The sequence below is a fragment of the Catenuloplanes atrovinosus genome (assembly GCF_031458235.1).
Lineage (GTDB): Bacteria > Actinomycetota > Actinomycetes > Mycobacteriales > Micromonosporaceae > Catenuloplanes > Catenuloplanes atrovinosus.
In genome coordinates this window covers 572,922-596,849 of record NZ_JAVDYB010000001.1, presented here as the reverse complement: position 1 = coordinate 596,849, position 23,928 = coordinate 572,922, and the positions used below count along the sequence as shown (strand labels likewise).

24 protein-coding genes are annotated in these 23,928 nt (G+C 71.8%); 11 read left to right on the top strand and 13 right to left on the bottom strand.

The genetic code is table 11. The features are described 5' to 3' along the window. Positions 1-51: 51 nt before the first annotated feature. The 5 genes from yicI to J2S41_RS02670 form a co-directional block, all read right to left on the bottom strand. A complete protein-coding gene (gene yicI / locus J2S41_RS02690; protein WP_310362579.1) occupies positions 52-2,328 on the bottom strand; it encodes an alpha-xylosidase in 2,277 nt (758 codons plus the stop codon). Between the two features lie 22 nt (positions 2,329-2,350). Then, positions 2,351-3,238, bottom strand: a complete 888-nt coding sequence (locus J2S41_RS02685) for a carbohydrate ABC transporter permease (RefSeq protein WP_310362576.1) — start codon at positions 3,236-3,238, stop codon at positions 2,351-2,353. 1 nt (position 3,239) lies between these two features. After that, the gene (locus J2S41_RS02680; RefSeq protein WP_310362572.1) at positions 3,240-4,151 is read right to left on the bottom strand and encodes a carbohydrate ABC transporter permease; all 912 of its coding nucleotides are present in this window, start codon (positions 4,149-4,151) and stop codon (positions 3,240-3,242) included. A gap of 76 nt (positions 4,152-4,227) precedes the next feature. Next, positions 4,228-5,532 (bottom strand): ABC transporter substrate-binding protein, encoded by a 1,305-nt coding sequence (locus tag J2S41_RS02675; RefSeq protein ID WP_310362569.1) that lies wholly within the window; start codon positions 5,530-5,532, stop codon positions 4,228-4,230. Between the two features lie 79 nt (positions 5,533-5,611). Beyond that, complete coding sequence (locus tag J2S41_RS02670) at positions 5,612-6,694, bottom strand: LacI family DNA-binding transcriptional regulator (protein ID WP_310362565.1); 1,083 nt, start codon at positions 6,692-6,694, stop codon at positions 5,612-5,614. A gap of 167 nt (positions 6,695-6,861) precedes the next feature. On the opposite strand from J2S41_RS02670, the gene J2S41_RS02665 reads away from it, so the two are divergent. Together J2S41_RS02665 and J2S41_RS02660 are read left to right on the top strand one after the other, a co-directional pair. Next, a complete protein-coding gene (locus J2S41_RS02665) occupies positions 6,862-7,491 on the top strand; it encodes a hypothetical protein (protein WP_310362562.1) in 630 nt (209 codons plus the stop codon). Positions 7,492-7,555: 64 nt separating this feature from the next. After that, positions 7,556-8,506, top strand: a complete 951-nt coding sequence (locus J2S41_RS02660; protein WP_310362559.1) for a TIGR03557 family F420-dependent LLM class oxidoreductase — start codon at positions 7,556-7,558, stop codon at positions 8,504-8,506. Here J2S41_RS02660 and J2S41_RS02655 read toward each other — a convergent pair. Then, the gene (locus J2S41_RS02655) at positions 8,489-8,953 is read right to left on the bottom strand and encodes a MarR family transcriptional regulator (protein ID WP_310362556.1); all 465 of its coding nucleotides are present in this window, start codon (positions 8,951-8,953) and stop codon (positions 8,489-8,491) included. The genes J2S41_RS02660 and J2S41_RS02655 overlap by 18 nt on opposite strands. 188 nt (positions 8,954-9,141) lie before the next feature. Here J2S41_RS02655 and J2S41_RS02650 point away from each other — a divergent pair, with 188 nt between their 5' ends. Further along, the gene (locus J2S41_RS02650; protein ID WP_310362553.1) at positions 9,142-9,696 is read left to right on the top strand and encodes a hypothetical protein; all 555 of its coding nucleotides are present in this window, start codon (positions 9,142-9,144) and stop codon (positions 9,694-9,696) included. A gap of 235 nt (positions 9,697-9,931) precedes the next feature. On the opposite strand, the gene J2S41_RS02645 is transcribed toward J2S41_RS02650, so the two are convergent. The 6 genes from J2S41_RS02645 to J2S41_RS02620 all read right to left on the bottom strand — a co-directional run bounded on the left by J2S41_RS02645 (position 9,932) and on the right by J2S41_RS02620 (position 16,350). Beyond that, the gene (locus J2S41_RS02645) at positions 9,932-10,738 is read right to left on the bottom strand and encodes an endonuclease/exonuclease/phosphatase family protein (RefSeq protein ID WP_310362551.1); all 807 of its coding nucleotides are present in this window, start codon (positions 10,736-10,738) and stop codon (positions 9,932-9,934) included. A gap of 9 nt (positions 10,739-10,747) precedes the next feature. Next, positions 10,748-11,869, bottom strand: a complete 1,122-nt coding sequence (locus J2S41_RS02640) for a YihY/virulence factor BrkB family protein (protein WP_310362548.1) — start codon at positions 11,867-11,869, stop codon at positions 10,748-10,750. A gap of 280 nt (positions 11,870-12,149) precedes the next feature. After that, entirely contained in the window at positions 12,150-13,139 is a 990-nt protein-coding gene (locus tag J2S41_RS02635; RefSeq protein ID WP_310376245.1) for a diacylglycerol/lipid kinase family protein, read from the bottom strand. 60 nt (positions 13,140-13,199) lie between these two features. After that, positions 13,200-13,847 carry a hypothetical protein gene (locus J2S41_RS02630; RefSeq protein ID WP_310362545.1) on the bottom strand — a complete coding sequence of 216 codons (648 nt, stop codon included), beginning with the start codon at positions 13,845-13,847 and terminating at the stop codon, positions 13,200-13,202. A 32-nt stretch (positions 13,848-13,879) separates the two neighbouring features. Further along, positions 13,880-15,457, bottom strand: a complete 1,578-nt coding sequence (locus J2S41_RS02625; RefSeq protein ID WP_310362542.1) for an endo-1,4-beta-xylanase — start codon at positions 15,455-15,457, stop codon at positions 13,880-13,882. Positions 15,458-15,639: 182 nt separating this feature from the next. Further along, a complete protein-coding gene (locus J2S41_RS02620) occupies positions 15,640-16,350 on the bottom strand; it encodes a GAP family protein (RefSeq protein WP_310362539.1) in 711 nt (236 codons plus the stop codon). Between the two features lie 72 nt (positions 16,351-16,422). Between J2S41_RS02620 and J2S41_RS02615 the strand changes: the two genes are divergently transcribed. Genes J2S41_RS02615 through J2S41_RS02605 form a run of 3 tightly spaced genes read left to right on the top strand, consistent with a single transcriptional unit; the run spans position 16,423 to position 18,412 of the window. Then, positions 16,423-17,052 carry a TetR/AcrR family transcriptional regulator gene (locus J2S41_RS02615; protein ID WP_310362536.1) on the top strand — a complete coding sequence of 210 codons (630 nt, stop codon included), beginning with the start codon at positions 16,423-16,425 and terminating at the stop codon, positions 17,050-17,052. 20 nt (positions 17,053-17,072) lie between these two features. Further along, positions 17,073-17,852 carry an MBL fold metallo-hydrolase gene (locus J2S41_RS02610; protein ID WP_310362535.1) on the top strand — a complete coding sequence of 260 codons (780 nt, stop codon included), beginning with the start codon at positions 17,073-17,075 and terminating at the stop codon, positions 17,850-17,852. Next, positions 17,849-18,412: a DedA family protein gene (locus tag J2S41_RS02605; RefSeq protein ID WP_310362533.1), complete on the top strand. Its 564-nt coding sequence runs from the start codon at positions 17,849-17,851 to the stop codon at positions 18,410-18,412. Before J2S41_RS02610 ends, J2S41_RS02605 begins: the two co-directional genes overlap by 4 nt. On the opposite strand, the gene J2S41_RS02600 is transcribed toward J2S41_RS02605, so the two are convergent. After that, complete coding sequence (locus tag J2S41_RS02600) at positions 18,363-20,522, bottom strand: alkaline phosphatase family protein (RefSeq protein ID WP_310362529.1); 2,160 nt, start codon at positions 20,520-20,522, stop codon at positions 18,363-18,365. The two genes, J2S41_RS02605 and J2S41_RS02600, sit on opposite strands and share 50 nt — an antisense overlap. A gap of 138 nt (positions 20,523-20,660) precedes the next feature. Between J2S41_RS02600 and J2S41_RS02595 the strand changes: the two genes are divergently transcribed. The 5 genes from J2S41_RS02595 (at position 20,661) to J2S41_RS02575 (ending at position 23,866) form a co-directional block, all read left to right on the top strand. Further along, on the top strand, positions 20,661-21,140 hold the full coding sequence (locus J2S41_RS02595) for a MarR family winged helix-turn-helix transcriptional regulator (protein ID WP_310362526.1): 480 nt from the start codon (positions 20,661-20,663) through the stop codon (positions 21,138-21,140). Between the two features lie 269 nt (positions 21,141-21,409). Beyond that, the gene (locus tag J2S41_RS02590) at positions 21,410-21,910 is read left to right on the top strand and encodes a hypothetical protein (protein WP_310362523.1); all 501 of its coding nucleotides are present in this window, start codon (positions 21,410-21,412) and stop codon (positions 21,908-21,910) included. 198 nt (positions 21,911-22,108) lie between these two features. Further along, complete coding sequence (locus tag J2S41_RS02585) at positions 22,109-22,546, top strand: calcium-binding protein (protein WP_310362520.1); 438 nt, start codon at positions 22,109-22,111, stop codon at positions 22,544-22,546. A 28-nt stretch (positions 22,547-22,574) separates the two neighbouring features. Then, the gene (locus J2S41_RS02580; RefSeq protein ID WP_310362516.1) at positions 22,575-23,057 is read left to right on the top strand and encodes a hypothetical protein; all 483 of its coding nucleotides are present in this window, start codon (positions 22,575-22,577) and stop codon (positions 23,055-23,057) included. After that, positions 23,054-23,866, top strand: a complete 813-nt coding sequence (locus J2S41_RS02575) for a hypothetical protein (RefSeq protein WP_310362513.1) — start codon at positions 23,054-23,056, stop codon at positions 23,864-23,866. The genes J2S41_RS02580 and J2S41_RS02575 overlap by 4 nt, the downstream gene beginning before the upstream one ends. Positions 23,867-23,928: the final 62 nt, after the last annotated feature.

Sequence of the window (23,928 nt, the reverse complement as noted above, 5' to 3'; positions counted from 1 at the left end):
AAAGCGGCGGGGGTACGGCGCATGCCGTACCCCCGCCGTGTTTTGGTTGATCTAGAGCGTCACGACGTGGCCGGTGGTCTCCGCGGAGAGCTCCACCGGGGTGCCCGCGTGGCCGAGCCGGACCCGCCAGGGCAGCGGCTCGCCGGACACCCGGGTCACCGTGATCGCGTCGCCGGTCCGCACGGCCGTGAACCGGGCCGCCTCGGTGCCGTCGACCGCCGGGATCGAGACCGTGACGTCCGCGCCGTCCGGCAGCTCGTAGAGGGCCAGCGTCACGCCGCGCGCGTAGTCGTAGTCGGGCCGGTCGTCGACGGCGCCGAGCGCGAGCACGGTGCCGGGCCTGACCAGCACCGGCACCTCGCCGAAGCCGACCGTGCGCCGGTGCCAGGCCGGGCCGGTGAACGTCTCCCCGGTCTGCAGATGCGTCCACGAACCGGCCGGCGTGTAGAACGTGGTCTCGCCGCCCTCGCTGAACACCGGCGCGACCAGCAGCGCGTCGCCGAGCATGTACTGCCGCTCGACGTGCGTGACCGCGAGGTCGTCCGGGAACTCCACGATCATCGGGCGCATCACCGGTACGCCCTGCTCGTGGGCCTGCACCGCCTGCCCGAAGAGGTAGGGCATGATCCGCGCCTTCAGCTTCGTGAACGTGCGCAGCACGTCCACCGCCTCCTCGTCGAACTCCCAGGGCACCCGGTACGACTGGCTGCCGTGCAACCGGCTGTGCGAGCTGAGCAGGCCGAACGGGATCCACCGCTTGAACACGGCCGGGTGCGGCTTGCCCTCGAAGCCGCCCATGTCGTGGCTCCAGAACCCGAAGCCGGACGCGGACAGCGACAGCCCGCCGCGCAGGCTCTCCGCCATCGCCTCGAACGTGGACTCGCAGTCGCCGCCCCAGTGCACCGGGAACTGCTGGCCGCCCGCGGTGGCGGAGCGCGCGAACAGCACGGCCTCACCCTCGCCGCGCACCTCCCGGAGCACGTCGAACACGACCTGGTTGTAAAGGTGCGTGTAGTAGTTGTGCATCCGCTCGGGGTCGGAGCCGTCGTGCCAGACCACGTCGCGGACCGGGATGCGCTCGCCGAAGTCGGTCTTGAACGCGTCCACGCCCATCTCCAGCAGGCCGCGCAGCTTCGACGCGTACCAGGCGCGGGCCTCGGGGTTGGTGAAGTCGACCAGCGCCATGCCGGCCTGCCACAGGTCCCACTGCCAGACGTCGCCGTCGGTGGTCTTCAGCAGGTAGCCGTTGGCCGCGCCCTCCTCGAACAGCACGGACCGCTGCGCGATGTACGGGTTGAGCCACACGCAGATGCGCAGTCCGCGGTCCTTGAGCCGCTTGAGCATGCCGACCGGGTCCGGGAAGACCTTCGGGTCCCACTCGAAGTCGGTCCAGTGGAACTCGCGCATCCAGAAGCAGTCGAAGTGGAAGACGGACAGCGGCAGGTCGCGGTCGGCCATCCCGGAGACGAACTTGTTGACCGTCTCCTCGTCGTAGTCCGTGGTGAACGAGGTGGACAGCCACAGCCCGAACGACCAGGCCGGCGGCAGCGCGGGCTTCCCGGTCAGCGAGGTGTAGCGCCGGAGGACGTCCTTCGGCGTCGGGCCGTAGATGACGAGATATTCCAGCTCCTGGCCGGGCACGGAGAAGCCGACCCGGGACACCGACTCGGACGCCACCTCGAACGAGACGCCGCCGGGGTGGTTGACGAAGACGCCGTACCCCGCGTTGGTCAGGTAGAACGGGACGTTCTTGTACGCCTGCTCGCTGCTGGTGCCGCCGTCCTCCTGCCAGATGTCGACGACCTGCCCGTTCTTCACGAACGGCCCGAACCGCTCGCCCAGCCCGTAGACCGTGTCGCCGACGCCGAGCAGCAGTTGCTCCCGCACGTACGAGCCCTCGCCCTCGACGTCCAGCGCGGCCAGGTTCTTGTAGCCGCTGGACGTGAGCACCCGCCCCTCGGCCAGGAAGTCCAGCCTCCACTGGTCGCCCTTGTGGAACCGGACGGTCAGCTCCCCGCTGGTCAGCGACGCGAACTGTTCGCCGTCCGCGATCCGCACGTCGGCGCCGCCATCGGCGAGCTGGAAGGAGGGGGTGCGGGGACGCCGCCCCGCGAAGTGCGTCGTCCTGATCGAGATGACGCCCGGCGCCGGCGAGGACGCGCGCACGGTCAGCAGCGGCAGGTTGAGCGTGTCTCCCCGGGTGAGAATCCGCTTGGTCGGCGCGTAGACGGTCAGCGCGTCCCCGGTGACCTGGACGTCGCGCACCTCCATCGGGTACATGGGGGTCACCCCGTCCCGCATCCGCCAGTAGCCGTTGCTGAACTTCATTTCCGGGTCCTTCCGGGATGTGTCACTTGACCGCGCCCGACATGACCCCGCGGGTCAGCGTGCGCTGGAAGATGAGGAAGAACAGCACCGCGGGCACGATGCCGAGCAGCGCGGACGCGGCCGTGGTGGTGATGTCGACCTCGCGCTGTCCCTGGAGCACGGCCAGCGCCAGCGGCACGGTCTGGAGGTCGTTGTCGATCAGGAAGATCAGCGGGAGGAAGAACTCGTTCCACGTCCAGATGAAGAAGAACGTGAACAGCACGGAGAGCGTCGGCCAGCTGGTCGGCACGACCACCCGGATCAGCGTGCGCAGCTTGCCGGCGCCGTCCAGCGCCGCGGCCTCCAGCAGCGACGGCGGGAAGTCCCGGAACACGCTGGAGAGCAGGTAGGTGCCGAACGCGGCCTGGATCGCGGTCAAGATGATGATCACCATGAGCCGCGTGTTGTAGAGGTCGAACTGCTTCGACAGGTAGTACAGCGGGTAGACCAGCGCCTCCTGCGGCAGCAGGTTGGCCAGCAGGAAGAACATCAGGAACGCGGTACGCCCGCGCAGCCGGCCGATGCCGATCGCGTAGGCGTTGAGCACGCTGATGATCACGGCGAGCACCGCGACCGAGGCCGCGATGACGAAGCTGTTCCAGAGCTTCTCGCCGAACTCGACCCGGTTCCAGAAATCGATCATGCCCTGGAGGTAGATGCTGGACGGCAGCGCGAGCGGCCCGCCCTGGCTGTAGTCCTCCGAGGACTTGAACGCGTTGATCAGCACGACCAGGAACGGTGCGAGCACGAGGCCGGTGAAGACGGTCAGGCCGGCCAGGACGAGCGTCTTGGTGGCGAGCCCGCCGGGCTTGGCGGGTTTGACGGGCTTGACCGGCTCGCCGGCCGCTTTCGTCACGGTGTCAGTCGACATATCAGGCTCCCCGCCGCTCGTCGGCGGTCTGGATCCGCAGGAAGACGTAGGTCAGCACGATGATGATCAGCGTCAGCACCGTGGAGATCGCGGCGCCGTACCCCGCGTTGAACTTCTCGAAGAAGTTCTGCCAGGCGAAGTAGGACGGGACCAGCGTGGAGTTGCCCGGCCCGCCGCGGGTCAGCACGAAGATCTGACCGAAGATCTTGAGGGCCGAGATGGTGGTCGTGACCAGCACGACATAGATCTCCGGCTTGATCAGGTGGACCGCGATCCGGGTGAACTTCTGCCACCAGCCCGCGCCGTCCAGGTCCGCGGCCTCGTAGAGCTCCGGGTCGACGCGCTGCAGACCGGACATGAACATCACGACCGGGTAGCCGAGCTGGACCCACACCATCACGAACATCACCGACCAGAGCGCCCACTTCGGGTCGCCGAGCCAGTTCTGCGCGAGGAAGCCGAGCCCGATGCTGTCCAGAATGGAGTTGAACACACCGGTGCTGGAGTTGAGGAACCAGCCCCAGACGATGCCGGTGACCGCGACCGGCAGCACCTGAGGCAGGTACAGGCCGGAGCGGAAGACGCTGGCCGTACCCGGGCCGATCCGCTTGCCGACGTAGTCGAAGAGGACCGCGGCGAGGAAGAGTCCGAGCAGCGTGGGGATGACCACCATCGCCACGATGATGAAGATGATGTTCCGGAAGGACGCCCAGAAGTTGGCGTCGTGGATGAGCCGGTCGTAGTTGTCCAGTCCGATCCACTGCGGGGTGCCGATGCCCTGCCAGCGGGTGAAGCTGATCCCGATATTCATGATCAGCGGAATGACGATGACGGCGGTGAAGAGCAGCACGCCGGGGAGCAGGAAGAGCAGGTAACCGCCCTTGCCACCCCGCCGGGACCGGGTATTGGCCATGGTGAGGGGGGAGCCTTTCAGTGACGGCCCCACGCCGGCGGCCCGATCCGAGGCCGCCGGCGCGGTGCCGGTGCTGCTACTTGCCGATGCTGGCGAGGTTGTCGTTGTACGGCGTGGCGATCTCGTCGAGGACCGCCTGCGGGGTCTTGGAACCGTTGATCAGGTTCTGCATGCCCGCCACCAGCACGTCGTAGTAGCCGGGCGCCGGCCAGTCCGGGTAGAACGCGAGGCCGTTCGCAGCATTGATCTTGTTGAAGTTCTCGATCAGCTCCTTGTTCTTCGCGTCCGTGATCGCGGACGCGTCGGCACCGATCGGGACGCCGCCGGAGTTGCCGAGCAGCGCCTGGATCTCCGGCTTCATCGTGATCTCGATGAAGTCGTACGCCAGCGACTTGTTCTTCGCGCTGGTCGGGATGACCCAGAGGTTGCCGCCGGAGCCGGCCTGCAGCGTGTTGCCCGGGAACAGGAACGTGCCCCAGTCGTACTTGATCTCGTCGCTGAAGCGGCCGTACCACCAGGAGCCGGAGATCAGGATGGGCGACTTGCCCTGGATGAAGTTGACGCCCATGTCCTCGGCCTTGACGCCGGCCGAGTCCTTCGCGATGTAGCCCTTGCTGACCCACTCGGCGAACTTGGTCGCGCCGTACGTCATCTCCGGGCCCTGGAAGTTGACCTTGTTCTTGTAGAGCTGGAAGTCGTCGACGAACGTGTTCGTCGCCTGGGAGAGCGCGAGCTGGTAGAAGATCTGCTGCGCCGGGTACTCCGCGCCGCCGACCGCGAGCGGGGTCTTACCGTCGTCCTTGAACTTCTGCATGACCGTCTCGAACTCGGCCAGCGTGGTCGGCACCTGCAGGTTGAGCCGCTTGAACTCGTCCTTGTTGTAGTAGACCATCACGTACTCGCCGTAGTTCGTGACGCCGTACCACTTGTCGCCGCCCATGACGCCGTTCTGGTCGTACTTGGACGTGGTCGCGATGCTCGCCGGGATCTTCTTGTCCCAGCCGCGCTTGGTGACCTCCTCGGTCATGTCCGTCAGGAGACCCTGCTTGGACAGCAGACCGGCGCTGGCGTTGCCCTTGTTGTACTCCATGAGGTCCGGGGCCTCGTTCGAGTTCAGGATCATGCCGGCGTTCTGCCGGATCTGCTCGAAGCCCTTCTCCTCGTAGACGACCTCGACGCCCGGGTGGGACGCCTTGAAGTCCTCGATCGCCTTGGCCCAGGCGATGCCCATCGCGCTGTTCGGCCCCTCGTAGTGCCACAGCCTCAGGGTCTTGCCGTCGCCGGAGTCGCCGGAGTCGTCGCCGCCGCAGGCCGCGAGTCCGAGGGACGCCGTCACGGCCAGTGCGGCCGCGACAACCCCTATCTTCCTGGTACGGAACATGCCGTCCTCCTGGTGGAGCGGTTGGTGCCTCTTCGAGTGGATAAGAAAGCCGTGCCTCTTCGGTGCGGAACCGGGAAATTCAGATCCCGGCCCCCGGTTGTCGCGTCGCCGGCCCGGTGCTGTCGCGCAGCACCAGACGGCAGGGGATGAGCTGCTGAACGAGGGGTACCTCGCCTCCCTCCAGGCGGTCGATGAGCACCTGCACGCCCAGCCGGCCCAGTTCCGCCGCGGGCGGGTGGAACGTGGTCAGCGGCGGGTAGGTCATCTCGGCGACCCGCTCGGAGGAAGCGACCGAAAGTACCGAAAAATCCTCGGGGACGCGCGCCCCCGACCGCAGGATCGCGGCGAGCACGCCGGCACCGGCGCGCTCGTTCATCACGATCACGCCGGTCACGCCGGGTTGGGCCGCGACGATCTCCGGCCACATCTCCCGGCCGGCCGTCGGCGAGTCGTCGCAGAACCGGCTGAAGTGGCGCAGGCCGCTGTCGCGCGCCGCCTCCTCGAACGCGCGCGCCGCGCGCACGGACGGGCCGTAACCCGCGTCGAACGAGGCGCGCGAGTGGTTGATGAAGCCGACCGTACGGTGGCCGAGCCCGGCCAGGTGCGCCACCGCGTCCCGGATCGTGCTCTCGAAGTCGATGTCCGCGAACGGGTCCTCGCGGTTCTCGCCGGTCCGGCCGATCATGCAGAACGGCACTCCGGTGCGGCGCAGCATCTCGATCCGCGCGTCGTCGAGGTGCACCTCCATGATCACCACGCCGTCGACCAGGCCCTGCCGGGTCAGCCGGGTGAGCAGGTCGGTGTCGCCGAGCGGCGTGGACCAGAGCACCAGGTGGTATCCCAGCTCACCGGCGGTCTCCGCGGCGGCGCTGACGAACTCCATCTCGGTCAGGCCGAGGCCGCGCTCCAGCATCGGGAAGATCAGCGCGATGTTCCGGCTGCGCTTGCTGGCCAGGCCACGGGCCAGGGCGTTCGGCCGGTAGCCGAGCTCCTCCATGGCCCGGTGGATGCGCTCCGCCGTCGCCTTCGCGACCGGCCGCGTGCCGTTCAGCGCGTAGGAGACGGTGGAGACCGCGACGTTCGCGCGGCGGGCCACGTCGGCCATCGACGCCATCATCCCCACCTCCACGTCCAGCCATGCAAAACCGCAGGTCAGCGACATCGAAGCGGTTAGTCGAAACGCTTCGACTGGAAAGCTACGACTGAGACGTACGTCATGTCAATGGAGTGACTCCGAGATTTCCTCGGCGTTACCGAGCCGCGATGAGACCGCCGCGCACTCCCGAAAATGTGCCGCGATCCCGGCCGCGCCCGCCCTGGCCTGCGCGGATGTCACACGCTCTGACTGTCCACGACCTGACTGCCTCCGGAGCGTTCGAGATGATCCGCCGCCGCGTCCTCCCCCTGCTCGCCGCCGCCGTCCTCACCGTCCCCGCGCTCTCCGGCTGCATCCTGATCAGCACGGAGAACCCCGACTACGACCCGCCGGCGCCGGTCCCGACCACGGCCGGCGCGCCGGCCGGCAAGGCGCCCGCGACCGGGCTGCCGACCGCGATGCCGAGCCTGCCCGGCAGCCGGAAGCCGGCCTCCGGAAAGACCATCGAGGACCCGTGCGAGCTGCTGAACAAGGTCGAGGTGATCGCGCTGACCGGGCGCCAGGTCACGCGGACCGACGCGGACGGCGCGGACGAGGACACGGCCGTGCGGTTCTGCCAGTGGCAGCTCGACGGCGGTCAGCTCGCCGTCTTCGTCAGCCACACCACCGAGACGGAGTTCGGGCTCCAGGCGAAGAACGGCACGCCGGTGACCGGCGTCGGCGACGCCGTGTTCACCCAGGGCGGCCACCTGTACGTGCTCGCCGGCGACGTCCAGGTCGACGTGTACGCCCGCGGTGGCGAGGACGCCGCGAACCTGAAGGTGGCCAGGCAGGTGGCCACCACGGTGCTGCCGCGCCTGTGACCGGCCGCGGGCGGTTCACCGGCTCTCGCGCGGGTAAGGCGTACCCGTCGAAGGAGGTCCGCCCATGGTGTCCATTGGCTACACGTTGATGAGTGAGCAGTCCGGCCCCCGCGAGCTGGTGGATTACGCGATCCGCGCCGAGGCCGCGGGGTTCGGGCATCTGGTGATGTCCGATCACTACAACCCGTGGCTGGAGTCGCAGGGGCACTCGCCCTACGCGTGGTCCGTGCTCGGCGCGGTCGCGCACGCCACGTCGCGCGTGGAGATGCTGTCGTACGTCACCTGTCCCATCCGCCGCTACCACCCGGCCGTCGTCGCGCAGAAGGCGTCGACGGTCGGCGTGCTGTCCGAGGGCCGGTTCACGCTCGGGCTCGGCTCCGGCGAGAACCTGAACGAGCACGTGGTGGGCCCCTGGCCGCACGTGCAGGACCGGCACGACATGTTCGAGGAGGCGCTCCAGATCATTCGGCCGCTGCTGGCCGGCGAGCGCCTGACGTACTCCGGCACGTACTTCGACGTGCCCGAGGCCCGTATCTGGGACCGGCCCGAGCAGCACGTCCCGATGGCGATCGCGATCTCCGGCCGATCCTCGGCCGCGCTCGCCGCGGAGTACGGCGACGCGGTGGTGGCGATCGAGCCGGACGCGGACCTGCTGGGCGCGTACCGCGAGGCGGGCGGCGCCGGAAACCGCTACGGCCAGGTGCCGATCTGCTGGGGCCCGGACGAGGAGGCCTGCCGCAAGATCGTGCACGACCAGTGGCGCTGGTCCGGCCTCACCTGGAAGGTCAACGCGGAGCTGCCCGAGCCGGAGTCGTTCGCGGCCGCCACCCAGACCGTGCGCGAGGAGGACGTGGCCGAGGCCGTGAGCTGCGGCCCGGACGTGGAGAAGCACGTCGCCTCGATCCAGAAGTTCGTCGACGCCGGGTTCAGCCACGTCGCCGTGGTGCAGGTCGGCGGCGACAACCAGGAGGCGTTCCTGGAGTGGGCGCAGAAGGAGCTACTCCCCCGGTTCTGACCGGTAGCGCATCACGTCGTCCGCCAGCTTGAGCTGCAGGTCGGCGACGCGGTCGAGGAACTCGGCCACCACGGCGGCGGCGTCCGGCCCGAGCGCCGCCGCCACCGGGTCGATCGTGTCGAAGACCCGCTGCATCCCGGTCTCCCATCCCTGCCGTGCGCTCTCCGACACGGTCAGCAGCGTCGAGCGCCGGTCCGCCGGATTCGCGTGCCGGACCAGGAACCCGCTCCGCTCCAGCCGGTCCACCAGCGCGGTCATCGCGCTCTTGCTGATCAGCAGGCGCACCCGCAGCGCCTCCTGGCTGAGCGGCTCGTCCTCGATCAGATGCGCGATCGCCTCCGCGTCCGTCGAGTTGATCTTCAGGCGGCGCGCCACCGCGTGGTGCAGCGTCAGATGCGACTGCTTCATCCGCTCCAGCGCCACGATCACCGCACGGCTGTCCGCCACCGGTTGCCACCTCCTCGCCAAGATGGTACGAAATTAGAATCGAACGGTTTTAGAACCATCGTAGGACTGCGCCGTACCGCATCAACTTTGCACAGCACTCAGCCGCGCCGGAGGCCCGCCCCGTGACATCCACGCCGTTCCTCCGTGACCCCGCCCCCTTACCCACCGCCTCCGGATTCGATTCGGACGTGCGGGGCATGCTCGCGGCCGCCGCCCGGGTCGACGACCTTGCGGTGGCCCGCCTGATCGGCGACGCGCTGGAGGTGGACGGCACGCTGCCGACCTGGCAGCGCCTCTGCGCGCCCGCGCTGGCCGCCACCGCCGGCCCGCCCACCGCGAGCGCGCTGGCGCTGGCCGCCGGCATCCGGCAGGCGCTCGACGACCGCCTGGTCCGGCTGGCCCGGCCCGGCCGCCGCCCCACGGTCATGCTCGCCAGCGCCCCGGGCGAGCCCGGCGACCTGCCACCGTCCGCGCTCGCCGCCATCCTGCTCGAACACGGCGTGGAGAGCTGGCGCCTCGGCGCCGACCTGCCGTGGGCCGCGCTCTCCGCCGCCGTCGACCGGGCCGGGCCGGCCCGGCTGGTGGTCTGGTCCGCCGGGGTGCGGCCGGCCACGGAGGCAGCCGCGCTCCAGGCACGCCACCCGGCGGTCACCCTCATCCCGGCCGGGCCCGGCTGGCCCCACGCCATCACGCTGGCCGAGGCCGCGTCGATCTGCCTGACGCCGACGCGCACCGGCCACTGATCGGGACGACCGCGACAGGCGCGGCCACCTCCCTCCCAGCCGACCGGAAGCCGCGGCCACCACCTGGCGCCGGCCGCCGATCAGGGCAGCTCGGACAGACAGCGCCCGGCACCTCGCGCCGGGCGCCCGGCCGAGGCCGCGACCGCCGGACCGGTGCCGGCCGCTGCCGAGGGAGGCCACATCCTCCCCGTCGCCCGGCCCGGGCCGCGTCCGTCCGCCCGTCGCCGGCCGCAGATCAGGATGGCCAGGAGAGGTCGAGCGTGGCCACCACCGGGTAGTGGTCGGAGGCGGACTCGGTGGTGCCGCCGGTGAGGGTCTCGCAGCTGGTGCAGAGGCCGGCGAGCGGGCCGCTGCCGAGGATGTAGTCGATGCGCATGCCGTCGTGGGCGAACTCGCGGCCGCCGCCCTCCGTGGTGGGCGCGGTGAACGGCCGGCCGCGCCCGCCCGCGGCCGTCCAGAGGTCGCGGTACCCGGCGGCGAGCAACGTCTCGATCGCGCGCGTGTCGGCCTTGCCGGGCAGGTGGCGGCGCACGTGGCGGGAGCGGTAGAGGTGGTGCATCCCGCCCAGCCGCGCGGTGTGGTCGGTGCCCGGGTCGAGCGCGTTGAGGTCGCCCATCAGCAGCGCCATCCCGTCCGCCGGCCGGGTGTCGCGCACCAGCCGGGCCGCCTCGTGCCGGCGGCGGGAGCCGGAGAACGGGTTGAGGTGCGCGCTGGTCACGGTGAGCGGCCCGCGGTCGGTGGCCACCTCCACGATGGACGCGGCGTGGTGCAGCGGCAGGCGGATCACGCGGTGCCGCAACACCCGGCCGGGCGGCCGGACCAGCACCGCGACCGGCATGCCGAGCGTGGCCCGGGCCAGGTGCGCGGTCATGCCGAGCGCGGCGGCGACGCGCGTGGTCACCCGGGCGCCGGCGCGGTCCCAGCCGCGCAGCTCCTGGAGCGCGAGCAGGTCCGGCCGCCGCGCGTCGACGATCCCGAGGAGGTCGTCGAGGCGCGATCCGCCACCGTTGAGGATGTTGTAGGTCATGACCGTGAGCGGCACCGCGACTCCCTACTCCGGCGGCGGCTTGTGCGGGCGGACCCGGCGGTGCGTGCCGTCCGGGCCGACCGCGAAGCCGGCGCCGAACGACCGTACCCGCGCGGCCTTGACGCTCTTGCGGTTCTTCGACGACCGGGCCGAGGGCAGGTGTGGCGCGTGTGGACGGTCGTCGGCCGGCGTGGGACGCCAGCGGTCCGGCTCGGCCGGCTCCGGCGCGCCGACCCGCGCGGCCTCCAGCTGGGCCGCGAACGCGAGCCCGAGGAAGAGCGCGATGCCGGTCAGGTTGGCCCAGATCAGCAACGCGATGATGCCGGTCAGCGGGCCGTACGTGTCGCCGAAGCCCCCGGAGAAGCGCACGTAGCCGGCGAGGAGCAGGCTGGTCGCCCACCACAGCACGGTGGCCAGCGCGGCGCCGAACAACAGCCAGGACAGGCCGGGCTGGCGGCGGCGCGGCGCGTACCGGAAGATCACGCCGACCGCGAAGACGACCAGCGCGAGGCTGGCCGGCCAGCGCACCACGTTCCAGACCGCGGCGAACTCGTCGCCCCAGACCGGGTAGCGGCGCGCGATCGAGTCGCCGAACGGGCGGCTGGCGACCAGCGTGAGGAAGCCGAACAGCGCGGGCACGCCGGCCAGCACCGCGAGTACGGCGGCGCGGACGTATTTGAGCAGCGCCGGGCGGTCGCGCTCGACGCCGTATATCCGGTTCGCGCCGCGCTCGATCTGCGCCATGGTCTGGGTCAGCGACACCATGCCGGTGATCAGGCCGAGCGCCAGCGCCAGCTCACCGGCCTCCTCGGTGCGCTGGTCGTCGGTGAGCAGGTCGGCGACGATGTCGTGGCTGGCGCCGGGGGTGAGCGCGAGGATGGTGTCCGCCACCACCAGGCCGCCCTCCTCCACGCCGAGGTCGGTGGCGAGACCGGCGAGCGCGATCAGGAACGGCACCACCGCGAGGCAGAGCTGCAGCGCCAGCGCGCGCGAGTGGCTGAAGCCGTCGCCGTAGCGGAACCGCACGAACGCGTCGTGGAACAGGTGCCAGCGGCCGTACACGCGCAGCGCGTGCCACGCGTCGTCGGCGGAGAGCTCGTCCCCGGACATCAGTCGCGTCTCGGGAACCTGATTGGTGGAACTCATGCCGGACCACCCACCAGGCTGCGGTGACGGCGTGGTCGGCGCTGAGCCGATGATTCACTCGCAAGCTCGCTCATGCCGGACCACCCACCTGGCTGCGGTGACGGCGTGGTCGGCGCTGAGCCGATGATTCACTCGCAAGCTCGCTCATGCCGGACCACCCACCTGGCTGCGGTGACGGCGTGGTCGGCGCTGAGCCGATGATTCACTCGCAAGCTCGCTCATGCCGGACCACCCACCTGGCTGCGGTGACGGCGTGGTCGGCGCTGAGCCGATGATTCGCTCATGCTTTCTCTTTCACCCGGTCGGCGCCCTCGGCCAGGTCGCGGGCGCGTTCGGGCCGGGGTACGCACAGCACCAGCGCCTTCGGGTGGAGGCGGACGCGCAGCACCTCGGCCGGCGCGATCAGGTCGCCGTCCAGCTGGCGCGGCTGTGCCCGGTTGCTGCGCACCTCCACCTCGGATGCGGTGTACAGCTCCATCCGCGGCACGCGGCGCCACCGGTAGAGCACGCCCAGGCTGAGCACCGCCCACTGGCCCAGGCTGCGCGCGGTCACCACCGCCACGTTGAACTGGCCGTCGTCCGGTTCCGCGTCGGCCAGCAGGCGCACGCCGCCCTGGAGCCGGCCCACGTTCCCGATCAGCACGGTACGGGCGCGCCGGTCCAGGATTCGGTTGCCGTCCAGTTTGATCCGCACCCGCATCGGCCGGTCCCGGATGTGCCGGGCCGCGCCGAACAGGTACGCGAACCAGCCGATCCGCTTCTTCGCCCGCTCGGACGTGCCGGCCAGCATCTGCGCGTCGAAGCCCATGCCGGCCATCACCGCGAAGCAGTCGCCGGTCTCGTCGACCTCGCCCACGTCGATCAGCCGCCGGCCGCCGTCCAGCACCACGCGCACGGCCGCGGCCACGTGCCCCTCCAGGCCCAGGTTCGCGGCCAGCAGGTTGCCGGTGCCGGACGGCAGCACGGCCATCGCCACGCCGGTCCCGGCCAGCCCGCTGATCGCGGCGCGGACCGTGCCGTCGCCGCCGGAGACGAAGACCACCTCCGCGCCGGCCGCGACCGCGGCCCGCGCCTGGCCGAGGCCGGGGTCCTCCGGCGTGGTCTCCAGCCAGAGCGGCTCGGGCCAGCCGGCCGGCTCCAGCCCTTCGCAGATCAGCCGCCGGTGCTCGGCGAGGTCGGCGACCTTCGCCGGGTTGACCACCACGGCCGTCCGCACCGGCCGGGGCACGGCCGCCCGCAGGAGCGCGTGGGGCTGCCCGCTGTCTTCCATCACGGCCGACAGTGTGCAACACCGCGGCGCGGTGGGCGACCCATCGGGCGTACGCCACAGTCACCCGGACGATTCGGCGATCGCGGCGGCCACGGCGGCGGGGTCGATGAGCATGTGCAGGTGGTGGCCGGCGAGCGTGCGCGTGGGCCAGCCGCGGCGGGCGGCGTCCGCGCGCTCGTCCGCGTAGGCGTCGCCGAACGCGAGGTACATCGTGGGACGGTCGTCCCACCCCGCGGGCGCGTCCACGCTCCCGGTGAGGTAGGCGAACGGCATCCGCGGCTGCTCCCGCTCGACGGTCGCCCTGGTCGCGGCGTCCGGGAAGAGCGGCTCGACCGCGTCCGGCGGCCACCAGGCGGTCCACGGCGGCAGCCGGCCGTCCTCGCCGGTCAGGTCCCGCAGCGTCGCGCGGAACCCCTCGGGGGCCACCGGGGTACGCCCGCGCGGCGGCGGCAGGACCGCGTCGGCGAACACCAGGCGGCGCGCGTCCCGGGAGACCGCCAGCGCGGGCACGTAGAGCCCGGCGTTGCTGTGCGGGACCAGGACCAGATCCGCACGGTACGGAACCTGCCGCTCGAGCGCACCGGCGATCTCCTCCGGCGTGTCGCCGCGCACCGTCGGCACGACCACGTCCGGGCCGAGCAGCGCCGCGACCGGCTCCCACGCGGCCGGGCCGAGGAACGGGCTGGGCAACAGCACGTAGCAGGTCATGCCGTGTTCATACCCGATCCGGGCCCGGTCCCTCAGGGCGTGGGCGGCACGGTGCCGATCCGCGACGGGTCGACCACGCCCCAGTAGGCGTCCTTCGCCTGGAGGCGCGTGTCGAACAGCAGCGGCGCGTCCTTGCGGGTCACCGGGAACGTGTCCAGCCAGGTGTCGTCGTCCGCGAGCCCCCACACCGTGACCGAGGTGATCTCCCCGGCGTACCGGCGGTAGAGCGCGAACAGGTCCCGGTACTGGTACGCGACCTTCAGCAGCCGGTCCGCGGGCGGGGTGGGGAACGACTCGCCGCTGTTCGTGTAGATCGACACGTCCATCTCGGTGATCTGCTGCTCCACGCCGAGCGGCACGAACGTCTGGATCATCGTCTCGACCTCGGCGACGGCCGGCCAGTCCACGTTGACGTGCATCTGGTGCCCGACGCCGTCGATCGGCACGCCCTCGGCGCGCAGCAGCGCGACCAGGTCGTACAGCCGGTCGCGCTTGGCCGGCACGTTGGTGTTGTAGTCGTTGATGAACAGCGTCGCCTCCGGCGCCGCCTCGCGGGCCACCCGGAACGCGGTGCGGATGTAGTCCAGCCCGGCGATCTCGAACCACGGGCTGCGGCGGTACCCGTCCGGCTGCGACTCGTCGATCACCTCGTTGACCACGTCCCAGTCGCCGATGCGGGTGCCGTAACGGCCGGCCACCGCGCGGATGTGCGTCTCCAGCCGGGCCAGCAGCAGCGCCTTGTCCTCCGGGGCCGAGGTCAGCGCCTCGCCGTTCGCGTCCTGGAACACCCAGGCCGGCGTCTGGTTGTGCCAGACCAGCGTGTGCCCGCGCACGGCCATGCCGTTCGCCTCCGCGAAGTTGACCATGGTGTCCGCGTCGGTGAACCGGAAGTCGCCCTCGGCCGGCTCGGTCGCGTCCCACTTCAGCGCGTTGCCGGGGGTGACCGAATCGAAGTGCTTGGTCAGCAGCCGGCCGTGCTCGCCGATCAGCGCGACCGGGGTGATCGCGGCGCCGACCGGGAACTCCGTGACCACGTCCTTGATCGACGGGATGTCCTCCTGGATCGGCGTGGCCGGCACGTACGTGACCGTGACGTCGTCGACGTGGAACTCGCCGGTCGCGTTCGCGGTCTCCACGTACAGCGTGAGGAACTCGACGTCGGCGGCGAGCGTGTAGCGGCCGGTCAGGTGCACCCAGGTGCCGGCCGGCAGCGGCGTGTCGCCCACCACCTGGTCGTAGGAGGCGACGCCGCCGGTGCGCCGCTCGACGCTGATCCGCGCGGTGTCCGCGCCGGCGGCCGGCCGCACCCAGGCGGAGACCGTGTACTGCACGCCCTTGTCGAACGTGCCGCGCACGTCCAGGACCGGGCCCTCCCAGGTTTGGGTGCGGCCGCGGACCGCGAGGCTGCCGGTGCCGCCGTGCGCGACGTCGGTGGCCGCCTCGACGACCTCGGCGCCGCGCGGGGCCCACCCGCCGGTCGTACCGTCCTCGAAGGTGCTGTTGACGACCGTGATCGGCTCCTCCGCGCGCGCCTGCGCCAGCGGCACGAGCGCGGCCGCCACGAGTCCGGCGGCGATGACGGGAGCGAGGCGCGTCCATGTCGCGCGCATAGTGGGCAACCTTTCACACGAAGGCGGAAGAGCGTCGGCCCCGGCATGTGCCCGCATGCCGGCGGTGGCGCGGCACGGCGCCCCGGGCTCCCGGCCGGGGCGCTCCGCGGCGCGTGTTGCCCGCCGAGCCACCGATGAGGATCGATGCTATGGGGTGGCTCGGCGGGTCGTCAACGCGCGGTTCAGTTCCCCAGCCACCGTTCCAGGGGGAGCAGGCGGACGGCCGCGTCCCGGGCGAGCAGGAAGCCGACGATGGCGAGGGCCCAGCCGAGCGCGCCGTCCGCGTGTTTCGCCAGCCAGGCACCCAGGCGGGTGAGCAGCGGCTCGACCCGGTGGTGGGCCAGCACCCGCACGCCGCCGAGGACCAGCGCGGGCAGGATCATCACCAGCACGTAGCCGCCGAGCACGGACAGCCATCCGGCGGCCGGCAGCCCGGCGGACGTGATCAGGCCAACCGCGGCCAGGTACGGCAGCATGGTGGCGACCTCCAGCGTGGCCGCGCCCAGGCCGAGGCCGATCATCGCCGGGATCGTGGCGCCGTCGCCGGTCAGCCGCGCGCGCCAGCGGTCCGCGCGGCCGGAGCCGGCCCTCGCGCGCTTGCCGTCGAAGCGGAAGCTGAGCGCGAACAGGCCCACGCCCACCACGAGTTGCGCCCAGAGGACCCAGCGCGCGTTCGACAGCCCGGAGAGCGCGGCGGTCGCGGCCTCCGCGCCGAGCACCAGGATCACACCGACGATCGCGTAGAAGATCGCCACGGTGGCCAGGTAGATCAGGAACCGGGATGCCCGCACCCGCGGCGCGAGCAGCATCCAGATCGGGATCACCAGCGTGCCGATGCTGGTGCTGTCGATGAGCGCCAGCCCGGCCAGGCCGACGAGCGTCAGGACATCCACGAGCGTCCTCCCCCATGTTATTTAGCACGGTCGTGTGAAAAACAAGGTAACACGGCCGTGCTAAAAAGAGGGGTGCCCCGGATCGTCGACCATGACCAGCGCAGACGTGAGCTCGCCGCGGCCCTGTGGCGGGTGATCGGCCGGGAGGGCACCGGCGCGGTGTCGGTGCGCGCGATCGCGGCCGAGTCCGGCTGGTCCACCGGCGCGATCCGGCACTACTTCTCGACGCAGGCGGAGCTGCTGACCTTCGCGGCGCACCTGATGATGGAGCGGGTGCCGGCGCGCATCCGGGAGCACCTGGCCGACCCGTCACTGACGCCGTTCGCCCGGGTGCTGGCCGTGCTGGAGGAGTTGCTGCCGCTGGACGAGGAGCGCCGGATCGAGGTGCTGGTCTTCGTGGCCGTCTCGGATCGCACGCTGCGCGCGCCCGGCCTGGACGAGGCGCGCGACGCGGCCTGGCACGGCACCCGCCACCTGTGCCGGCTCGCCGTGGCCGGGCTCACCGGGTTCCCCGGGCCGGACGAGCTCACCGCGCCGCTGGCCGACCCGGAGCGGGAGGCGCGCGCGGCCCGGCTGCACGTGATCGTGGACGGGCTGTCGTTGCAGGCGCTGATGTTCCCGGACCGGATGCCGCCGCCGGTGGCGCGCGACACGCTGGCCGGCGCGCTGCGCGAGCTCACGCTCCGCGCACCCGGTGAATGATCGTCCCGTACGGTGGGCAGGTGGACGGCACGGCGGTGAGGGCCACGTGGTGGGGGCACGCCACGGTCTGGCTGGAGGACTCGGGGGTACGGCTGCTCACCGACCCGCTGCTCGGCGACCGGCTCGCCCACCTGCGGCGGGTGCGCGGCCCGCGGCCGGTGCTGCCCGGCGCGCCGGACGCGGTGCTGGTCTCCCACCTGCACGCCGACCACCTGGACATCCCGTCGCTGCGCCGAATCCCGCCGGACACCGTGTTCGTGGTGCCGCGCGGCGCGGCCGGGCTGATCCACCGCCGCCTCGGCGGTCACTACTCCGGCAACTGCGTCGAGCTGGGCCCGGGCGACGAGACCACGATCAAGGACGTGCGGGTACGCGCGGTGCCCGCCGCCCACGACGGCGGGCGCGGCCCCTGGTCGCGGCTGCGCGGCGAGGCGCTCGGCTTCCTGATCGAGGGCTCGGTGCGCACCTGGTTCGCCGGCGACACCGGCCTGTTCGACGGCATGTCGCTGCTCGGCCCGGTCGACCTGGCACTGGTCCCGGTCGGCGGCTGGGGCCCGAGCCTGCACCCGTCCCAGCACCTCGGCCCGGCCGACGGCGCCGAGGCGGTCCGCCGGGTCGGCGCGTCCGACGCGATCCCGATCCACTACGGCACGTTCTGGCCGGTCGGGATGGGCCGCGTCCGCCCGCACCTGTTCCACACGCCCGGCACCGAGTTCGCGCGGCTGGCCGGCGAGCTGCTGCCGGGCGTCCGCGCGCACCTGCTCGCGCCGGGCGAGACCGCGGGCGTGCCGGCGCCGTGACCCTCGGGCTCGGCGGGCTCGCCTCGCTGTTCTGCGCGGTCGCGTTCGGTGCGGTGCTGCCGATCGTGCCGACCGGCGCGGCGGTGGGCGGCGCGGCCGCGCTGGCCGCGCACGGCAACCCGGTCATGGTGCTGTTCGTGGTGCTGACCGGCGCGCTCGGTGCGTACCTGGGCGATCTCGTCACCTACGCGGCCTGCCGGTGGGGCGGCGAGGCGCTGGCCCGCCGGATGCGCTGGCTGCGCGGCAACGAGCGGCTGGACCGGCTCGGCGCCGAACTCAAGAGCCGCGAGGTGCCGGTGCTGCTGGTGTCCCGGCTGCTGCCCGGCGGCCGGATACCGATGCTGCTGGCCGCCAGCGTGATCGGCGTGACCTGGCGGACGTTCCTCTACGCGAACGCGCCGGCCTGCGCGCTCTGGTCCGCGGTCTACACCGGCGTCGGGCTGCTCGGCGGCACGGTCTTCCCGCGCCCGTGGGAGGGTGTGGTGGCCGCGATCGTGCTGGTCGTGGTGGTCACGCAGGTGGCCGGCTGGGTGCACCGGCGGCGGGAAGCATCGGCGTGACCTCGTCGTCGGTGGCGGGGGCGCGCACGCCCAGCTTCTCCAGCCAGGCGACCAGCTGACGGTGCACCGCGTCCGGGCCGTCGAACTCCTCCGCGTCGCGCGCCCACTCGGCCGGGTGCACCACCATCGCCTCGGTCTGCCAGCCGCCCAGCCCGCCGTGCGAGCCGACCAGTTCCTCGTACGCGGCCACGTCCTCGGTGGCGGGATCGACCGGGCTGATCAGCACCAGGTCGCCGACGTGGTCCATGCCCTGGTGGCGCAGCAGGTCGGCGCGGGCGCGCGGGCCGTACGGCAGCAGCGGATCCGCACCCTCCACCGTGCCGTCCGCGAGGTGGTGCGCGCCACGGGCCCCGAGCGCCACCGGGCCGCCGTCCGTGCCCACCACCAGCACGCCCACGCCCGGATGGGTGGTCAGGCCCGCGACCAGCCCGGGGTACGCCGCGTCCAGCCGCTCGCGGGTGGCCTTGCCGGGCAGCCGGGGCAGGTAGACCATGGCCAGGTTGCCGGAGGCGACCACCACGGACTCCGGCTCCTCCGCCTCCGCCCCGCCCCGCTCGCCGCCGGCCGGGCCGAGCGTGACCTCGCCGCCGTCGGAGCGCTTGCGGGTCGCCGCGCGGGTCGCGGCCGCGGTCGCGCCGGAGCGGTTCGCGGCCTCGGTGAGCAGCGCGTTCACCGGGCCCCACTGCTCGACCGGCGCGGTCGACGAGCGGGCCGGGCCGGCCGGGCGGACCAGGCGCTGCACCACGTCCTCGACGCGCTCGCCGTACCGCTGCCGGAACGTGGCGCCCTGCGCCTGCCCGTGGTCGGAGAGCACCACCAGGTGGTAGTCGCGCGGCGCGTCCGCGGCCAGCCGGCGCAGCACGCCGAGCACCCGGTCCAGGCCTTCCAGCGAGTGCAGCGCCTCGTGCCGGGCCGGCCCGGCGTGGTGGGCCACCTCGTCGTAGTCCACGAAGTCGCAGTAGACGACCGGCGCGCCCTTGGCCAGTTGCTCCGCGATCAGCGACACGTTCAGATCGCGGAGCAGCACGTTCGTGGCCGGGCGGAGCAGCAGGTAGAAGCCGCCCCGGACGATTCTCGGCTGCACGTCGCGGCGGCGCTGCTGCCGGCTCTGCCAGAGCTCCTTCATGATCTCGCCGAAGCCCAGCACGATCGCGCGGGCCAGGCCGAACGTCATGAACGCGGCGTACCCGGCGGATGACGGGCCGGGCAGCGCGGCGCGGGAGACGGTGAGCAGGCAGGTCTCGGCGTCGCCGGGGAAGACGTTGCCGATGCTGACGCCGCCGTCGCGGAGCAGGCCGCGCCCGGTGGAGAGCCGTCGCTCCAGCTCGGCGGCGTCGCTCGGGCGGTTGGTCACCATCAGGCGCCGGTCCGCCTTCTCGTACCAGCGGAACGCGGGCACCTGACGCGCGTCGCCGTAGAGGATGCCGGCCTGCATGGCGGGCGTGGTGGCCGGCACTCCGGTGTGGAACGTGGCCAGCCGGTGCGTGCCGTCGCGCAGCCAGCGGCCCAGGTTCGGCAGGTTGCCGGCGCGGACCGCCCAGCGCAGCAGCGGCGCGGAGACGCCGTCCAGCTGGATGATGATCATCCCGTCCCGGTCGCGGTCGGCCGGGCGCGGGTGGCTGCGCCGGACGCGGGACATCAGGCGCATCGTCTCGACCGTGAACGTGTCGTCGGTGCCGGCGTCGATGACCCAGTTGACCAGCGCGGCCAACGCCAGCGCGATCCACGAGGCGGCGAACGCGATCTCGAACCCGACGACCCGGGTGGCCGGGTTGAGGTGCAGCGCGACGTACATGATGATCGTCTGCACCAGCACGCCGAGCAGCAGCGCGCCGAGCCCGCCCAGCGCGGTGGCCAGCATCAGCAGCAGCGGCCGCAGCAGCGCGCCGACGCCGGTGACCAGCGCGACCAGCCAGAGCAGCGCCATCAGGCCGCTGGCGTCGACGCCGGGCAGCAGCCAGAGCGTGGCCGCGAGCACCACGAACGAGGTGGCGGTCGAGCGCACCAGCGCGCGGAATCGCGGTACGGTCGGCCGCCAGTCGCGCAACACGCGCAGGCCCAGCTGGAGGCGGCCGGGTTCGGCCCCGGGAAGATCGGGTGGCTGGGCCATTCCTGCACTCTGGCACAGGTGCGCTCGCGGGTCCGTCGCACGCGCGAGCGGTCCGGCCGATGGTGACCGGGGGCACACGTTGTCGCGCGGGCGCGCGCCCGCCACACTGGGCTTCCGCACCGGTACGAAGGATGGGCGATGACCGACGCGCAGGACCGCATCGAGCGAGAGCTGACCCTGCTGGTGCGGCGCACCCAGCGCATCCATCTGCGGCTGCCCGGCGTGGTGCGGCACGTGGAGCGCTCCGCCTACAGCATCCTCGGCCGCCTCCACGACGACGGCCCGGCGCGGCTGACCACGCTCGCCACGCTGTTCACGCTGGACGTCTCCACGGTCAGCCGCCAGGTGCAGGCGCTGCGGACCGAGGGCCTGATCAGCCGCTCCGCGGACCCGGGCGACCGGCGGGCCACGCTGATCTCGATCACCGAGCACGGCACGGAGGTGCTGCTCGGCATGCGCGCGGCGCGCCGGGCGCTGCTGCGCGAGTTGACCGGGGAGTGGCCGGCGGTGGACCGGGAGCGGTTCGCCGAGCTGTTGGAGCGCTTCAACGACGGCGTCGCGGACCGGCTGGGTGGAGCGCCGGAATCGTTGCCGCAGAAGGGTTTGATCCGCGAGTAGCGGGTATTACCGCTCGTCCGCCACGGCGTCGCGTCACTACACCCGGGAAACGATCCATTCTAGTTCCCTGTATCCGACATGCCGGATTTTTAACGAAATCGTAGTGTAAATTACGCGACAGCCTCCACATGGCGAAAATACGGGCTCTTTGCCGCCGAGCTACATAGTGTTTGGCGTGCCTGAGTGATCACGCAGTTACCTCCGGTGACTGCAAGGCCTCGGGTCGGCGTCGGACCGATTCCGGCACGTGTACTTCAGGAGCTCTCACCATGAAGATCACCATGGCCAACGCCGGCCGTATCTCCCTGATGGTCGCCACCGCCGCGTTCGGCGTCGCCGTGGCCGCCGCCCCGGCCGCCGCCAACTGGGGTTCCACCGGCGTCAACAAGGCCGACATCGCCATCGTGGGCGGCGACGCCAAGGCCGTCGGCGCCTGCTTCAACGTGGCGAAGACCTACGCCAAGCTGAAGAAGACCCCGCCGAAGATCCAGTCCTGCAGCAACATCTCCTCCGCCCAGGGCGGCGGCGTGGTGCTCAAGGACGTCGACATCACGGTCATCCAGGACTCGTCCGGTGCCCGGGGCAAGAAGCTCAACGACGCCGACATCAAGATCGCCGGCGGCGACGCGACCGGCTACGCGGCCTGCGCGAACGTGCTGAGCGGCAGCGCGTCCTCCCAGAACTACCAGGACTGCGCCGCGATCTCGGAGGCCAAGGGCGGCGACGTGAAGCTGACCAAGGTCGACCTCACGGTCATCCAGACCAGCTGATCCACCGTACGCCGGACCGGTTCGCCGGTCCGGCGTACCCATGCGGTCCTCCCCCGCCGCGCGGGCGGCATCGGCGGCACGCCGGCGCCGTCCGCGTGGCGAGGAGGCACCGCCGGTTACCTCGACTCGGCAAGTGCGTGCACGGGCTCTCAGCGCACGCCGCGCCCCTCGTGCCCGCAGTCCTGGAAGGAATGGCAGATGACCAGTCCGACCCGGGGCGCCCTCCTGGCGGGCGCCTCACTCCCACTGTTCCTGGCCGCCTCGCTCGCGCCCGGCGCGGCACTGGCGGCGACGCCGGCCGCGCCCAAGCCGTGGCCGGCCTGCACCATCAACGGCACCTCCGGTGACGACAGACTGATCGGCACGAACGGCCGGGACGTCATCTGCGGCTTCGGCGGCGAGGACGTCCTCGTCGGGCTGGCCGGCGACGACATCCTGATCGGCGGCGCCGGCGACGACACGCTGGTCGGCGGCCCCGGCTGGGACACGCTCTACGGCGGTGCGGACGACGACCGGCTGATGGCCGGACGCGGCGGCGGCAAGGTGGACGGCGGATCCGGCGGCGACCGGTGCCTCGGCCCGGCGAAGAACGCCTGGTTCGCCGGCTGCGAGCGCAAGTACGTCACGGGCGGCTGACATGGGGCGCGCTCACACCGTACCGCCGATGACCTCGATCTTGATCGGCCTGCTGGCCGGCGGCGTGGCCACGACGGCCGGGATGCCGGCGCCGGCCCTGGCCGCCGCGGCGAAGCCCGCCTTCACGGCGGGCCGGACCACCGCGGTCTGGGACGGCACGCTGCTGAAGGTCGAGTTCCGGGAGACCGGGACGAAGCCGTGGTCGACCGGCCTGGTGTCGATCCGGGCCACCGGGAACGTGGACGTGACCTGCGTGGGCGGCGGCATCTCGCTCAGCTCGCAGGCCTCCGCCCAGACCGAGGTCGTCTCCGAGCACCGGGCCGACGGCTCCGGCGTGCGCACCGGCGAGCAGGTCATCGGCCTCTCCGTGCAGGCGCCGGTGATCACCGGACTGGACTGCCGTCCCACGCTCAGCCGCACGTTCTCCGTCACCGTGCAGGACCTCGCCACCGGCGCCGTGCAGACGCTCGCCGGGCCCGCGACCTCCTCCAACACAGGGATCACACCATGAGACTGCAACACCTGACGCGCCTCGGCGCGGTCGCCACCGGCGTGCTGGCACTGACGCTGGCGGTGTCCGTCGCCCCGGCCTCGGCCGCGGACGTCGACATCAACATCAAGGGCGGCGACGGCGACTCCACCGTGGTCTGCGGCAACGTCGCGGCGGCGCTGAGCCTGGCCAAGAAGAACGGCTACAAGCTGCAGTTGAACAACTGCAAGGCGAACGCGGCCGGCGGCTCGGTGGGGCTCAGCAACCTTGAGATCTTCGTGTCGCAGTCCGCCGCGAAGTCGAACGCGTCCGCGCTCGCCTCGCTGCACCGGGCGGCCGCCGGCCTCAGCATCGCGGCCGACAAGTGCGAGAACCACCGCCCCAAGGGCACCGGTCAGATGACCAAGTGCTGGGCCACCGCCAAGGGCGGCAAGGTCTACCTGAACAACGTGACCGTGCAGAACGGCGGCGTGGCGCGGACCATCGCGTCCGCGGTCATCGACCGGGCCGGAGCGCCGAAGGGCACCGACGGCGGCGCGTCCGCCAAGTGCTGGAACGTGGTCTCGCACAAGCTCGACCAGCGCGACGACTGCACCACGTTCGGCGGCGGCGCGCTGTGGGGCCTGAAGGGCGTGGACGTCAAGGGCTTCAACGGCGAGGGCCTCCGCAAGAACATCAACATCGAGGTCCGCGGCGGCGACGCCAACAACTACGTGCTCTGCTTCAACTCCACGGACGGCTCGGGCAAGGTCAAGCAGATCAACATCTGCTCGGCCGAGGGCAAGGGCGGCGACGTGACGCTGAACAACATCAAGATCATCACGCTCTGATCCATCCGGTACGGGCGCGCGCACCAGGCTCTCAGGCTTCACTCTCCGGTGGCCCCGGAGGT